This is a genomic window from Thermonema rossianum DSM 10300 (assembly GCF_000426825.1).
Classification (GTDB): Bacteria; Bacteroidota; Bacteroidia; order Cytophagales; family Thermonemataceae; genus Thermonema; species Thermonema rossianum.
The window spans coordinates 14819-28585 of record NZ_AUGC01000010.1 but is presented as its reverse complement, the minus strand read 5'-3'; the positions used below and the strand labels follow the sequence as shown (position 1 = coordinate 28585).

Here is a 13767-nt window from a genome sequence, read left to right as displayed (position 1 = left end):
TGAAATTCCTAATTTTGCAAGATAACTCATTGCATGGAAGCTATGAAACAGATAGTAAAAGATATTGACTTGATTCAGTCAGCAGAGGGCGAAGCTTGCGAAACAGTCAAAACCACCCAAGAGCAAAATACCGGCAAAAGCCGTAAACTGTATATTGAAAGCTATGGCTGCCAGATGAACTTCTCCGATAGTGAAATTGTAGCAGCCATTCTGCAAGAGCATGGATTTGACACGACCAGCGAAGCACAAAAAGCCGATGTTATCTTTCTGAACACTTGCGCAATACGCGACAATGCCGAACAACGCATTTGGAAGCGCCTGCGCGAGCTGGAATCCTTAAAAAACAAAAAGCCGGGCTTGCTCGTAGGGCTGCTGGGCTGCATGGCCGAACGGCTGAAAACCAAATTGCTTGAAGAAGAAAAAATCGTTGATATCGTAGCCGGACCGGACGCCTACCGCGACTTGCCCCATCTGGTGGCAGAAGCCGAAGACGGGAACAAGGCAGTCAACGTATTCCTCTCCCGCGAAGAAACCTATGCCGACATCAACCCCGTGCGCTTGAATTCCAACGGTGTAACCGCCTTCATATCTATCATGCGAGGCTGCGACAACATGTGCACCTTCTGCGTGGTGCCCTATACACGTGGGCGCGAACGCAGCCGTAACCCTCACTCCATCGTGCAGGAAGCACGCACCTTATATGAACGTGGCTACAAGGAAGTAACTTTGCTTGGCCAAAACGTGGACTCTTACTTTTGGACCTCCCACCCGCAAATAACATCGCTGAACGAATACCGTAAGGCGCTCAAACGTGGCGAGGACCTGAGCAAGTACGAGCAAGTCAACTTTGCGCACTTGCTCGAGATGGTCGCTCAAATAGCGCCGGACCTGCGCGTACGCTTCTCTACCTCACACCCCAAGGACATCACCGACGAGGTGCTTTACACCATGCAACGCTACGACAACATTTGTAAATACATACACTTGCCCGTGCAAAGCGGCAACAACCGTATTCTGGAACTGATGCGCCGCACCTACACTCGTGAGTGGTATCTGGAACGCGTGGCAGCCATTCGCCGCATCCTGGGCAATGAGTGCGGTTTGTCCTCCGACATGATTGCCGGTTTCTGCAGCGAAACAGAAGAAGAGCACCGCGATACGCTCTCGCTCATGGAAGCGGTCAAGTTCGACTTCTCTTACATGTTCTACTACTCTGAACGCCCCGGCACACCGGCAGCCAAGCGCCTGCAAGACGATGTGCCTTTGGAAGTAAAGAAAAGAAGACTGCAAGAAATCATTGAGTTACAAAATAAACACTCTTTGGAGCGAAACTTGATGGACGTGGGCAAGGTACATCGCGTATTGGTAGAAGGCTATTCCAAGCGCTCCAAAGAACATCTGTTCGGGCGCAACACTGCCAATAAAGTGGTTGTGTTTCCCAAAGAAAACTATGAAATTGGCGACTATGTGGATGTGCTGGTAGAAGAGTGCACCAGCGCCACGCTCATCGGCAAAGCCGTGGGCAAATGGACCCCTTAACCCCAAAAAGCTATGAAAGGATTTGTCATAGAACCACTCTCTACAAGCTTTGCCAAGCAAGTACAGGAAAAAATTGACAACAAAACCAAGCCATTGGGAGCTTTAGGCAAGCTTGAGGAGATGGCCGTGCAAATTGCTACCATACAACAAAGCCTTACGCCTACCCTTCGCAATCCTCACATACTGGTCTTTGCCGGCGACCATGGCATTGCGGCCGAAGGCGTAAGTGCCTATCCACAAGAAGTAACTGCCCAGATGGTAATGAACTTCGTGCGGGGCGGTGCTGCCGTGAACGTATTTTGCCGGCAAAACCACCTGTCTTTAAAAGTGATTGATGCCGGTGTAGCCGCCGACTTCCCGCAAGACCTCCCTATTGTGCATGCCAAAATAGCCAAAGGCACCCGCAACTTCCTTTATGAAGCGGCCATGACCGGGCAAGAATTGGAACAAGCCATTCAAAAAGGCAGCGAGCTGGTCAAAGAGCTCCACAAAGCAGGTTGTAATGTAGTGGGCTTTGGTGAAATGGGCATTGCCAATACCTCCTCGGCTTCTGCCATCATGAGTGTAATTACCAAACAGCCCGTGGAAGTATGCGTAGGCAGGGGCACCGGACTCAACGATGAGCAATATCAACATAAAATTGAAGTATTGCGCAAAGCCTTGCTGCATCATCAACTAAACAGTAACGATCCCTTTGAAGTACTGCGCACTTATGGCGGTTATGAAATTGCCATGATGTGCGGGGCTATGTTGCAAGCGGCAGCCCTGCATATGCTTATCTTGGTGGATGGTTTCATCAGCTCCGTGGCGTTCCTGGTGGCCTATAAGAGCAACCCCTACATACGCCACTATGCTATTTTTTGCCACACCTCTGCCGAACAAGGGCATCAAAAGTTGCTTGAATACATGCAGGCACAAGCTATTTTGCAATTGGGCATGCGCCTGGGCGAAGGTAGCGCTTGTGCGGTGGCCTATCCGGTGGTGGAATCGGCGGTGCGCTTCCTCAACGAAATGGCAAGCTTCGATGAAGCCGGTGTTTCCAACCGTCAAGACATAGAGTCTGATACCTGTTTGTAACTTTTTGAAAGGGGGCGTGGTTTGTAAAAACGGAAGTAAACAAGAGACAAATGAAAAAAGCCGTATTACTGGTAAACCTGGGCACACCGGATGCCCCCTACACCCCGCAAGTCCGTCGTTATTTACGAGAATTCCTTTTAGACGGTCGCGTGATTGACATTCCCGCCCTTTCGCGCTGGCTGCTGGTAAACTTAATCATAGCCCCCTTCCGGGCACCGCGTTCTGCCCGGGCTTACCGTGAGCTGTGGACCCCGGAAGGCTCGCCGCTCAAGGTATATGGCGAACGTCTTCAATCCCTGCTTCAAGACGCCCTGGGCAAAGAGTATGATGTGTATTTGGCTATGCGTTATCAGCACCCCTCCATGCGCGATACCTTGGAAGAAATGCGACGCCACGCTTACGACCAAATCATTTTGCTGCCTCTTTTCCCTCAATACGCATCGGCAACTACCGGCTCTGTCATTCAGAAGTTTTACGATGAAACACGCCACTGGCAAAGCTTCCCGTCGATCAGCATCGTTTCTCACTTCTACAACCACCCTGCTTTTGTGCAAGCGCTGGCTATGCGTGCACGCCCCTATGTAGAAGCCGACCAATACGATTATTTTGTTTTTTCATACCATGGCGTGCCCGTGCGTCAGATACAAAAAGCAGATATGCACGGTTGTTGCCTGTCATCGAGCGACAAGACTGCCGCAGGCTGCTGCAACCGCTTGCATGAAAACAACCACCTCTGCTACCGGGCTCAATGCTTCGCAACCACCCGCCTGCTTGCCGACGCCCTGCAATTACCGGCCGAGCGTTGCATTACAGCCTTTCAGTCGCGCTTAGGCAAAGCCGAGTGGATTCAACCCTACACCGAAGACGTCGTCCGTCAATTGGCAAGCCAAGGGGCGAAAAAAGTGCTTGCGTTTTCGCCGGCATTCATTGCCGACTGTCTGGAAACCACCATTGAAGTAGGGGAAGAATACAAAGAATTATTCGAAGAGTTGGGCGGTGAAAAGTGGGTGCTGGTAGAAAGCCTCAACGATTCCCCCGCCTGGGTCGATGCTCTGCGTCAAATCATCGAAGAAGCCACGTTGCGTTTGTCTTCTGCCGAACAGAAAATAACCACCGACAACTAAAAAGCATACAAACACATGGCACTTATTGAAATACTGAAAAACATGGTGGGCAAAGAAATGCCCGAACAAGCGCCCCCCGTGACCAAATGGCTGAATTTTGTTTTGCGCAAAGTAGAATCGGGACACGTAGTTGCCACCATGGAAGTGCGCCCCGATATGGTAAACCCACTGGGGCTGCTGCATGGTGGTGTGCAAGCAGCGCTGCTCGACGAAATCATAGGCATGATGGTATCTGCCTTGGAAAAAGACAAACCTTCGGTGTCGGTCAATCTCAACGTTGACTTTTTGGGCAAGGCACGCATGGGCGAAACAGTTGAAGTAGAAGCGCAGGTAATACGCCAAGGACGCCAATTGATACATGTCGTGGGCGAAATACGCAATGCCGAAGGAAAGTTGATAGCCAAAGCAAGCAGCAACTTGCTGAATATAGAGATGAAATAACCGGCTTGATTCACAAACAACAAAGCCCGTGCGCCGCTTATGCAGCTACACGGGCTTTTGCTTTTATTCTAATCCCGCACAAAGAAAAGCAAAATTTCAATAATACTTACCGGGCAAAAGGTAATTTTGCACATAATCGGCAATGCCCTCTTCCAAAGAAGTAAAAGGCTTGTCATAGCCTGCGGCACGCAGCTTGTCCATCTTCGCTTCGGTAAAATACTGGTACTTATCGCGTATGTCTTCGGGCGTATCGATAAACGAGATACTTACCGGTTTGTTTAATGCGCGAAACACCGCTTTTGCCAAGTCCAAGAAGGTGCGTGCCTGCCCTGTGCCCAAATTGTAAATGCCCGGGTGCTTGCGCTGCTCCATCAGGAAAAGGCATACGTCCACCACGTCCTTCACATAAATAAAATCGCGCATTTGCTTGCCGTCTTCAAAGTCCGGCCGATGCGAGCGGAACAGCTTCATGCTGCCGGTTTCGCGAATTTGGCGAAAAGCATGAAAGACCACCGAAGCCATACGCCCCTTATGGTATTCGTTGGGACCATATACATTGAAAAACTTCAAGCCGGCCCAAAAGAAAGGCTTCTGCTGCTGCTCCAGCACCCACAGGTCAAAACGCTGCTTCGACCAACCATAAGGGTTCAGCGGTTGCAACTTAGGAATCAACCGCTCATCGTCGGAATAGCCATACTCGCCCATGCCATAGGTGGCTGCCGAAGAAGCATAGACCAAAGGTATTTGATAGCGCGTGCAAGCCTGCCACACCTGCTTGGAATAGTTTACGTTCAATTCTTCAAAAACCGCTTCATTGAACTCGGTCGTATCGGTGCGAGCCCCCAAATGAAAGACAAATTCCACCGTCTTTTCATGCCGGTGCAGCCAGTCTATCAGCTGTTCACGCGGCACATATTCCACAATAGCCTTGCCTTGATAATTGGGGCGCTTGTCTTCGCGCGAAAAGTCATCAACGGCTACTATGTATTTGTAGCCGGCTTCATTGAGTCGCTGAATCAAACAACTGCCAATGAAACCGGCAGCTCCGGTTACTACTATCATGATTGCTTATGATTTAGCCGGTATCCCCAAAGTATCAATGGCGTACTGCAGGCGCTTGACAACCTCTTCCTTACCCAGGATGTCCAGAATTTCCACTAAGTCGGGACCTGCCATCTGACCGGTAATAGCCAGACGCAATGCCGGCATCACCTTGCCTATTTTAACCCCTTGCGCGGTGGCTGTTTCCTCCAGCAGCTGCTTCATGGCAGCCCCGTCAGAAGCACCGGCAGCCTGCAGTTTTTCGGCAAAGTCTTTCAGTATGGCAGCCGCTTGTTCGTTCCAACGTTTCGCCACTGCTTTTTCATCGAAAGAGGCAGGCGCCACGAAAAAGAAAGCTGCTTCTTCCCATATGTCCTTGGGGAAGGTAATCCGCTCTTTCATCAATTCGCAAATGCGGACGGCTTTTTCTTTGTCAATATCGGCAACCTTGATGCCCGTATTGGCTTGCTCCAAGCCTTCGAAGAAGAAGGGAAGCAGCTCTTCACCTGATTTTTTTCGCAAATATTGTTGGTTAAACCACTTGGCTTTTTCAAAGTCGAAGCGTGCACCTGACTTGGTGATGCGCTCCAAGCTAAACTCTTGAATCAGCTCTTCCAAGGTAAACAGCTCCCGGTTGTCGCTGGGGTGCCATCCAAGCAATGCCAAAAAGTTGATAATGGCTTCGGGCAAGAAACCCCGCTCACGATAACCTATCGATACATTGCCTTCTTGGTCGGTCCATGTAAGTGGAAAAATGGGAAAGCCCAACTGGTCAGCTACCCGTTTGCTAAGCTTACCATTGCCGTCGGGGCGTAAAATCAGGGGCAGGTGTGCAAACTCCGGGGGCTGCCATCCAAAAAACTCATACAACAGCACGTGAATAGGCGCCGAAGGCAACCACTCTTCCCCACGAATCACATGGGTAATTTTCATCAGGTGGTCATCCACGATATTTGCCAAGTGGTACGTGGGCATGCCATCCGACTTGAGCAACACCTTGTCATCCAAAGCAGAAGCATGCACTACCACCCAGCCGCGAATATGGTCTTTGAAGCGGATTTCTTTTTTATGAGGCACTTTCATGCGAATGACATAAGGCTCGCCCGACTCGATACGTGCCTTCACCTCTTCGGGGGGCAACGTAAGCGAGTTCTTCATGCTCATGCGCGAAATGGCATTGTAAGAGGGATTTTTTGATTTGGCGGCTATCAAACGCTGGCGCATGGCTTCCAGCTCTTCTTCCGTATCGAAAGCATAATAGGCATTGCCTTCTTCTACCAGGCGCTCAGCATATTGACGATACATTTCTTTACGCTCCGACTGGCGGTAAGGACCATAAGGCCCACCCACTTTGGGGCTTTCGTCAGGGGTCAGCCCCAGCCATTCCAGGGCTTCGTAAATATATTCCTCTGCGCCGGGCACAAAGCGTTTCTGGTCCGTATCTTCTATGCGAATGATAAACTTGCCTTCATGCTTCTTGGCAAAAAGGTAATTGTAAAGGGCAGTTCTCACACCGCCAATATGCAAGCCACCGGTGGGGCTTGGGGCAAAACGAACACGCACTTCTTGTTGACTCATAGTTTTCAGACATTTGGCGCAAATGTACAAAACTAATCAGGAACAAAGAAGCGAGCCCGCAGCCAATTCGCGAGCCCGCTTCATCGAAACTGACAATATGACAGCATGTCAGCCTATGCCGCCCAGCGTGCCAGATGCTTCATGAGCAGGCGGCGGGCAATGGGCACCACCGTTTCTTGCAAAGGGCACTGCACCTTGGCCACAATCAAGAAAGTAGCAGGCTGCGGCAGGTCTTTGTACTTTTTGATGAGCTGTACCTTCACACTTTCATAAGTTTCTGTTTTTCTCTTTTCCACCTCTTCCAAAAGATTCAAACGCACCGTACGGTACTCTTCGTTCGGCTCGAAAAGCGTGCTTTGATAAAGATAGACCTGCACCGCCTCGGTGCCGTCGAAATGCAAGAGCAAATAGCCCTCTTCATTGCGCAGGGGCTCAATGCCCACCGGCGACAAGACCATATGCTCTTCCACGTATTTATAAATATCTTCGCCTTCTTTCATCACCCGCTTAAGCTCAGGCAGTGCAAATAAGATGATTTCTTCAATCACCTGCATGAGCTCGTCATCCTTCACTATCTTTTCATATTCCAAAGTCAGGCGTTCAAAATCTGCCTTGCTGATGATTTGGGGGAATTGCTCATAGAGCAAGGTCTTGTTTTTTTTGACATTGAGAAGATTTTGGTAGTGAAACACCAAATCGGAAAGCGCCGGATACAGCTTTACTTCTCCAAACTCGCGGCGCACTTCTTGCAAATACGCCAATAGCAGGTACTTCTTGTACTCGAAATCCATCAGACCACTTGTCAGCCAATCCACACTCAACTTTTTCATAGCTAAAAACTCTTTTTTGTAAAATATGACAAACATTAAACAACAAAACGACAAATATTTTACCAAAAAAATCAAGCAACACAAAACAATTCACAACATAGAAAAGTAAGAAACACCTGACATTTTTACAGTTTCCAACTGACAAGTAGGGAATTGGCACAAGAAGTGCTATACACAAGGGCGAAGTGTTCAACTTCTAAAAAGTGTAAGTGCTATGAGCGCAGCAGTTGAAACCAAAAACACCAACAACATGACTCAAGTAAACATTAAGCCTTTGGCTGACCGTGTGGTAGTGGAACCTCTACCCGCAGAAGAAAAAACTAAAGCCGGTATTATCATTCCTGACACTGCAAAAGAGAAACCTCAAGAAGGTGTGGTAGTGGCTGTAGGTCCCGGCAAAAAAGATGAACCCATGACCGTAAAAGTAGGTGACCGCGTGTTGTACGGTAAATATGCCGGTACCGAAATCCACATCGACGGCAAAGACTACCTCATCATGCGTGAGTCTGACATCTACGCTATCATCTAAGCATAGATGTAATTTTATTGCTGAAAAAGACGACACGCAACCCGGCTTTCTGAATTCATAATTACAGTAACAGTAAATGTTTAACCTTTAAAAACGGAAAAGAACTATGGCTAAGAATATTCTTTTTGATGTAGATGCTCGCGAAAAGCTGAAAAAAGGCGTTGATGCATTGGCAAACGCCGTAAAAGTAACCTTGGGTCCCAAAGGACGCAACGTTATTCTGGATAAAAAATTCGGTGCTCCTGCCATCACCAAAGACGGTGTGTCGGTAGCTAAAGAAATCGAGTTGAAAGACCCCATCGAAAACATGGGTGCACAACTGGTAAAAGAAGTAGCTTCAAAAACTGCCGACAACGCCGGTGACGGTACCACCACTGCTACCGTATTGACCCAAGCCATCTTCAACGCCGGCTTGAAATACGTGGCAGCAGGTGCCAACCCCATGGACCTGAAGCGTGGTATCGACAAAGCTGTAGAAGCTGTTGTTGAGCACCTCAAAAAACAATCTAAAACCGTTGACAACTCAAACGAAATCGCTCAAGTAGCTACCATCTCTGCCAACAACGATAGCGAAATCGGTAAGATGATTGCCGACGCTATGGAAAAAGTGGGCAAAGATGGTGTAATCACCGTAGAAGAAGCCAAGGGCACCGAAACCGAGGTGAAGGTAGTAGAAGGTATGCAGTTTGACCGTGGCTACCTGTCGCCTTACTTCGTGACCAACCCCGACAAGATGGAAGCTGAGCTTGAGCGTCCTTACATCTTGATTACCGACAAGAAGATTTCTTCGCTCAAAGACATGCTTCCTGTACTCGAGCAAGTAGCTCAAAGCGGCCGTCCGCTGTTGATCATCGCTGAGGATGTGGAAGGTGAAGCTTTGGCTACTTTGGTAGTGAACAAGCTGCGTGGCACCTTGCGTGTAGCTGCCGTGAAAGCGCCCGGCTTCGGTGACCGTCGTAAAGCTATGCTCGAAGACATCGCTATCTTGACCGGCGGTACCGTGATTTCGGAAGAACGCGGCTACAAACTCGAAAATGCTACCATCGAGTACTTAGGTCAAGCTGAAAAAGTAACCATCGACAAAGACAATACAACCATCGTAAACGGTGCCGGCAAGTCTGAGGACATCAAAGCCCGCATCAACCAAATCAAAGCTCAAATCGAAACCACCACTTCTGACTACGACCGCGAAAAACTGCAAGAGCGTCTGGCTAAGTTGTCCGGTGGTGTAGCTATCCTCTATGTAGGTGCTGCTACCGAAGTAGAGATGAAAGAGAAGAAAGACCGTGTGGATGACGCTCTGCATGCTACCCGCGCTGCCGTAGAAGAAGGTATCGTGCCCGGTGGTGGTGTAGCTTTGGTGCGTGCTATCGAAGCGCTCGAACAAGTGAAAGTAGAAAACGAAGATCAGCAATTGGGTGTGAACATCATCCGCACTGCGCTGGAAGCTCCGCTGCGCACCATTGCTTCTAACGCCGGTGCCGAAAGCTCTGTGGTAGTACAGCGCGTAATGGAAGGCAAAGGCGACTTCGGCTACAACGCACGCGAAGACAAGTTCGAAAACATGATTGCTGCGGGTATCATCGACCCCACCAAAGTAACCCGCCTGGCACTCGAAAACGCTGCTTCTATCGCTTCGTTGTTGCTGACCACCGAAGCTGTGGTAGCCGAGCTGCCTGAACCTAAGAAAGATGCGCCTGCTATGCCCGGCGCCGGCATGGACATGATGTAATCTGAAACAGAAGCCTCTTTCATAAAGTAGAACGGGTGGCATTTGCCGCCCGTTTTTTTATTTTAGGGGAGTGATATGCTCAAACTGCAAATCGATGTTTTTTGTTCTATCGAAAACGCTCTATTACCTGGCCATGCCTGCCGTATGGCTGCTGCTGTTGGCGGCTGCTGTGCTATGGGTGCGGCGCCCCATCGTGAAGAAGCGTCTGAGCATTTTGTTGCTATGCTTGCTACTGCTTTTTACGAACCCTTTTGTTATCAACCAACTGATGCGCCGGTGGGAATTGCCGCCACGTCCCTTGCATGAGCTGCCCTCTTACGATGTAGGCATTGTGCTGTCCGGCATTGTACAAACCCACCAACAGCCTGCAGACCGGGTATATATGCAAAGAGGCGCTGACCGCCTGTTGCATGCTCTTCTCTTGTACCGCAAAGGCATCATAAAGAAAATACTGATTAGCGGGGGTAATTACGACAGCACGGTAACGCCCGAGGCAGAGCAGTTAAAACAAGTTTTATTGCTGGCAGGCGTCCCAGCAAAAGACATCATTGTGGAACCCTACGCTCTCAATACGGTTGAAAATGCCCGTTATACAGCAGTTCTTTTGCGCGACCACCTCCCGCAAGGGCGCTATTTGCTTATCACTTCTGCTTTTCACATGCGCCGGGCACTGGGCTGTTTCCGTCAGGCAGGCATCGAGGCTGACCCCTTCCCCGTGGACTTCTATTCCACCCCAAAACAAACATACTGGCTGCTGTGGATAGCCCCCAATGAGCAAAGCATAGCCCTATGGGGCGTTTTTATTCACGAATTGATAGGGTATATAGTGTACGATATTTTAGATTATCTTTGAAAGGCTTGTAACATAACTTACTACCAAAGATGAATTGGCGTAAAATCACCATACTGATATTTCTGTTTTTTGCTTTGTTTCTCAGCTATTACTTCTTGTGGGTTTATCCTCAACGTTATCAGTATTCTACCGAAAAAAGCATCCCGCATCAAGAGGAAATGCTTTTTTATTTCCCTACGACGGCACTCCTGCTCAATTACTTGGAGCAAAGCCCCTATGCGCGTTATATCATCAACCGGCAGACCCCCGAAAGTGCATGGCGCTTGCTGCGCCTTTTACTGCAAAGCGACCCCAAACGCACCGCCTGGCTTAGCGCTGATTTTCAAAACCCTCAACAGACAAAGGGCGTGCTGTGCATTCCCCTGCGTGACAAAGAGCGCAGCAGTATTTTATCCAACATAGAATCCTTGTTTGCCCGCGACTTCATCAGTGAGGATTATCAACTGGAAGGACGCCGCATCTTGCGGCTCGAAGAGCGCCAAAGCAAGCGGTATATTAGTTTTTGCGTGGAAAAGAATTACCTGCTCGTCAGCTTCACCGCCGACTACCTGGAATATACCCTCCGCCATAACTACTGGGGACAACCGGAACGTTTACAGCGCATTTTTCATCCCGAAAACCACACTAAAGCAATTAGCGTCTTTTTCCGCTTTCATCTTATCGAGCGCTTTCAAAGAGGCATCGAACATTTGTTTCACGATGCGCCCGCTGCCAACACGCTCATTTATGCACAGCTGACACCCGCAAACAGTGGTTGGTGGCTTAGCGGTAACTTTTTGACGCCCGGCTATGCCGTACATGATCTCAACCGTTGGCGACATGTATCACCCGGCGGCTTTCGTCAGGTGCATTTGATTCCCGACTTCCTTACAAGTATTTACAAAGTAAGTATTGTGCCGGGCTATGGCAACCCGGCTGCCATACCGGATGCCCCACCGCTTCCATGGGTAGGTGGTGAAATGTGTTTTTACACCGACAGCTTGCAAAAGAGCCGGTCTATAGCTTTCTTGAGTGTGCAGAGCCGTGGGGCGCTTGAAGAGCACTGTCGTCGCCTCAAGCACGAAGCATTTTTACATGATGTAGTTTTTGCCATTCGCGACAGCATGCGTGCTGCCTTACAAGCCCATCTGCCCCGTCAATTTCCGGATTTGAGCATTTATTGGGGGGCTTTGCTGGATGAAGGACGTTCCTTGCTTGTATCGCCCAGTGCCGACCTGCTCGAGGAAGCCATCCATTACTACCGGCAGGAGCGCACCTGGGGTAAGAATGTATCTACCATGCAATATCTGCGCTCCATTCCCACCGAGCAGGATATTTGCTTTATTCAGCTTCCGGACGAGTACAGCGACGCACTGATGCAGCAACTGCCCTTACCGGCCCTGCGCGGATTGGAGCTGAACATGACCCCCGCCGAAAGCAAAATATTTATTCAGCTGGGGCAGGAAGAAGCTGTCATGTCTTTAGACTCCAACGCTTCTGCCGAAACTTCCACCGGAAAAGTCGAACAGCTGTGGGCAGTGGAAATAGGCGATGGTATTTTAACCGGCGTGCAAAGAGTAGAAAACCACACAAGCCCCCATCCGGATATTTTGCTGCTGAATGACCTTCAAGAAATAGCTTTGCTGTCGAGAGAGGGTAAACTGCGCTGGAAAAGAAACCTGCCCGGGAACCCGGTTACTCCTGCCATAGAGGTGGACTATTACAACAACAACAAATATCAATACCTCATTGGATGCGAGCAGCACCTCGCTTTGTTTGACCGCCTGGGGCGGCCTGTCAAAAACTATCCCCTTCCTTTGCCCCTGCAATCTCAACTGCGCCACCTGAGTGTGGCAGACTACGACGGCTCACATAACTATCGCTGGGTAATCAACAATACCCGCGACGAAATTTTGTTGCTTAACAAAGAAGGGAAACTGTTGGCAGGCTGGAACCCCAAGCGCATCGAAGGACATATGGTACAACCCACGCACCATTTCCGCCATGAAAGTAAGGACTATTTTATAGTCTTGCTACGGGAAAACGGATGCCTGTTGTTAAACCGTCGGGGTGAGCCTTATGCGGGCTTTCCTGTGGCTTTGTCTGAACGTCCTACGGATTATTATGTAGATGCCCGGCGCGGACTCATCTACATCATTGGCGAAAAAGGGTTGCTTCATGTTTTGAACACCCAAGGCAACACTATAAGCAAACTGCAACTACCCCGCAAGGAAGGCAGCTTCTTTAAAATAGTGCACCACTCATCGGGCTTTTGGATTGTAAAGCAACACTTAAATGAATTAAGCCTTTATTCGCCCAAAGGCGATTTACTATGGGAGCAGCGCTTCTCTGCCACTGACGACATGAAAATACAAGCATTCCGGCACCGCAACCGCGACTACTTCCTGGTGATAGAGCCCGGTGTAGCTCTTGCCTACCTGCTCAACCATAAAGGCGAGTTTGTAGTCAATAGTATAGAGAAGGTGCAAAATGCCTGTGCACTTTCAGCCGGTGAATATGTTGAGGTGTCGGCTATTTATGGAAACACCGCCAAGCTGTTGCGTGTTTCTTTAAAGTAGAGCGAAAAGAAGTGCTAACTTTTATTGCTGCTACCACACTAACAAGCAAACTATTGAGTTCAAAAGAATGAAAAAACGCCTGCTGACAGCCGTACTTGCTTTCTTGTTTGGTAACTTCGGAATACACCGGTTTTATTTAAACCAACCGGGCTTGGGGATTCTTTACCTGCTGACTTGCGGACTGCTTGGCATAGGCTCTATCATCGATACCATTGCTTTCCTGCTCATGGATGATGATGTATTTGATGCCCGGTATAATACCCACGCCTTTCTTTCAAACCGGATGAAAGGTGGTTTAAAGCAGAGGAGGCTTCCACGCAAACAACAAAGTTTATTGGTTGCCAAGCAACTGAAAGAGCTGGAAAGCATGTATGAAAAAGGGAGCATCAACTTCGAAGAGTTTGAGTATTTAAAGCAAAAGCTATTATCGGAGATATAAAAAAACACCTTTTGTTTTTCTAAACA

General features: G+C 49.1%; 12 protein-coding genes. 9 read left to right on the top strand and 3 right to left on the bottom strand.

The window, feature by feature from the left end; all coding sequences use genetic code 11:
* Positions 1-42: 42 nt before the first annotated feature.
* From miaB to K384_RS08005, 4 genes are read left to right on the top strand one after another with little or no spacing between them, the layout of a single operon-like run.
* Positions 43-1539 (top strand): tRNA (N6-isopentenyl adenosine(37)-C2)-methylthiotransferase MiaB, encoded by a 1497-nt coding sequence (gene miaB, locus K384_RS08020; protein WP_038031385.1) that lies wholly within the window; start codon positions 43-45, stop codon positions 1537-1539.
* 12 nt (positions 1540-1551) lie between these two features.
* Positions 1552-2616, top strand: a complete 1065-nt coding sequence (gene cobT / locus K384_RS08015) for a nicotinate-nucleotide--dimethylbenzimidazole phosphoribosyltransferase (protein ID WP_038031206.1) — start codon at positions 1552-1554, stop codon at positions 2614-2616.
* Positions 2617-2666: 50 nt separating this feature from the next.
* On the top strand, positions 2667-3740 hold the full coding sequence (gene hemH, locus K384_RS08010) for a ferrochelatase (protein ID WP_038031203.1): 1074 nt from the start codon (positions 2667-2669) through the stop codon (positions 3738-3740).
* A 15-nt stretch (positions 3741-3755) separates the two neighbouring features.
* The gene (locus K384_RS08005; RefSeq protein ID WP_038031201.1) at positions 3756-4181 is read left to right on the top strand and encodes a PaaI family thioesterase; all 426 of its coding nucleotides are present in this window, start codon (positions 3756-3758) and stop codon (positions 4179-4181) included.
* Between the two features lie 96 nt (positions 4182-4277).
* Here the strand turns inward: K384_RS08005 and rfaD are convergent, their stop codons facing one another.
* From rfaD to K384_RS07990, 3 genes are all read right to left on the bottom strand, one after another.
* Positions 4278-5243 (bottom strand): ADP-glyceromanno-heptose 6-epimerase, encoded by a 966-nt coding sequence (gene rfaD / locus K384_RS08000; RefSeq protein WP_038031199.1) that lies wholly within the window; start codon positions 5241-5243, stop codon positions 4278-4280.
* 6 nt (positions 5244-5249) lie between these two features.
* Positions 5250-6800, bottom strand: a complete 1551-nt coding sequence (gene gltX / locus K384_RS07995) for a glutamate--tRNA ligase (protein ID WP_038031197.1) — start codon at positions 6798-6800, stop codon at positions 5250-5252.
* A gap of 113 nt (positions 6801-6913) precedes the next feature.
* The gene (locus K384_RS07990; RefSeq protein ID WP_038031383.1) at positions 6914-7630 is read right to left on the bottom strand and encodes a hypothetical protein; all 717 of its coding nucleotides are present in this window, start codon (positions 7628-7630) and stop codon (positions 6914-6916) included.
* 250 nt (positions 7631-7880) lie between these two features.
* Here K384_RS07990 and K384_RS07985 point away from each other — a divergent pair, with 250 nt between their 5' ends.
* From K384_RS07985 to K384_RS07965, 5 genes are all read left to right on the top strand, one after another.
* On the top strand, positions 7881-8159 hold the full coding sequence (locus K384_RS07985; protein WP_038031381.1) for a co-chaperone GroES: 279 nt from the start codon (positions 7881-7883) through the stop codon (positions 8157-8159).
* 106 nt (positions 8160-8265) lie between these two features.
* Complete coding sequence (groL, locus tag K384_RS07980) at positions 8266-9891, top strand: chaperonin GroEL (protein WP_038031194.1); 1626 nt, start codon at positions 8266-8268, stop codon at positions 9889-9891.
* A 94-nt stretch (positions 9892-9985) separates the two neighbouring features.
* The gene (locus tag K384_RS07975; RefSeq protein WP_038031191.1) at positions 9986-10744 is read left to right on the top strand and encodes a YdcF family protein; all 759 of its coding nucleotides are present in this window, start codon (positions 9986-9988) and stop codon (positions 10742-10744) included.
* Between the two features lie 29 nt (positions 10745-10773).
* Entirely contained in the window at positions 10774-13302 is a 2529-nt protein-coding gene (locus tag K384_RS07970; RefSeq protein WP_038031189.1) for a hypothetical protein, read from the top strand.
* Between the two features lie 67 nt (positions 13303-13369).
* Positions 13370-13741 carry a TM2 domain-containing protein gene (locus K384_RS07965; RefSeq protein ID WP_038031187.1) on the top strand — a complete coding sequence of 124 codons (372 nt, stop codon included), beginning with the start codon at positions 13370-13372 and terminating at the stop codon, positions 13739-13741.
* Positions 13742-13767 lie beyond the last annotated feature (26 nt).

Bases quoted from the DNA above. Each gene is read 5' to 3' on its own strand.
- miaB (WP_038031385.1), top strand. From the start codon at position 43: ATGAAACAGATAGTAAAAGATATTGACTTGATTCAGTCAGCAGAGGGC.
- cobT (WP_038031206.1), top strand. From the start codon at position 1,552: ATGAAAGGATTTGTCATAGAACCACTCTCTACAAGCTTTGCCAAGCAA.
- hemH (WP_038031203.1), top strand. From the start codon at position 2,667: ATGAAAAAAGCCGTATTACTGGTAAACCTGGGCACACCGGATGCCCCC.
- K384_RS08005 (WP_038031201.1), top strand. From the start codon at position 3,756: ATGGCACTTATTGAAATACTGAAAAACATGGTGGGCAAAGAAATGCCC.
- rfaD (WP_038031199.1), bottom strand. From the start codon at position 5,243: ATGATAGTAGTAACCGGAGCTGCCGGTTTCATTGGCAGTTGTTTGATT.
- gltX (WP_038031197.1), bottom strand. From the start codon at position 6,800: ATGAGTCAACAAGAAGTGCGTGTTCGTTTTGCCCCAAGCCCCACCGGT.
- K384_RS07990 (WP_038031383.1), bottom strand. From the start codon at position 7,630: ATGAAAAAGTTGAGTGTGGATTGGCTGACAAGTGGTCTGATGGATTTC.
- K384_RS07985 (WP_038031381.1), top strand. From the start codon at position 7,881: ATGACTCAAGTAAACATTAAGCCTTTGGCTGACCGTGTGGTAGTGGAA.
- groL (WP_038031194.1), top strand. From the start codon at position 8,266: ATGGCTAAGAATATTCTTTTTGATGTAGATGCTCGCGAAAAGCTGAAA.
- K384_RS07975 (WP_038031191.1), top strand. From the start codon at position 9,986: ATGTTTTTTGTTCTATCGAAAACGCTCTATTACCTGGCCATGCCTGCC.
- K384_RS07970 (WP_038031189.1), top strand. From the start codon at position 10,774: ATGAATTGGCGTAAAATCACCATACTGATATTTCTGTTTTTTGCTTTG.
- K384_RS07965 (WP_038031187.1), top strand. From the start codon at position 13,370: ATGAAAAAACGCCTGCTGACAGCCGTACTTGCTTTCTTGTTTGGTAAC.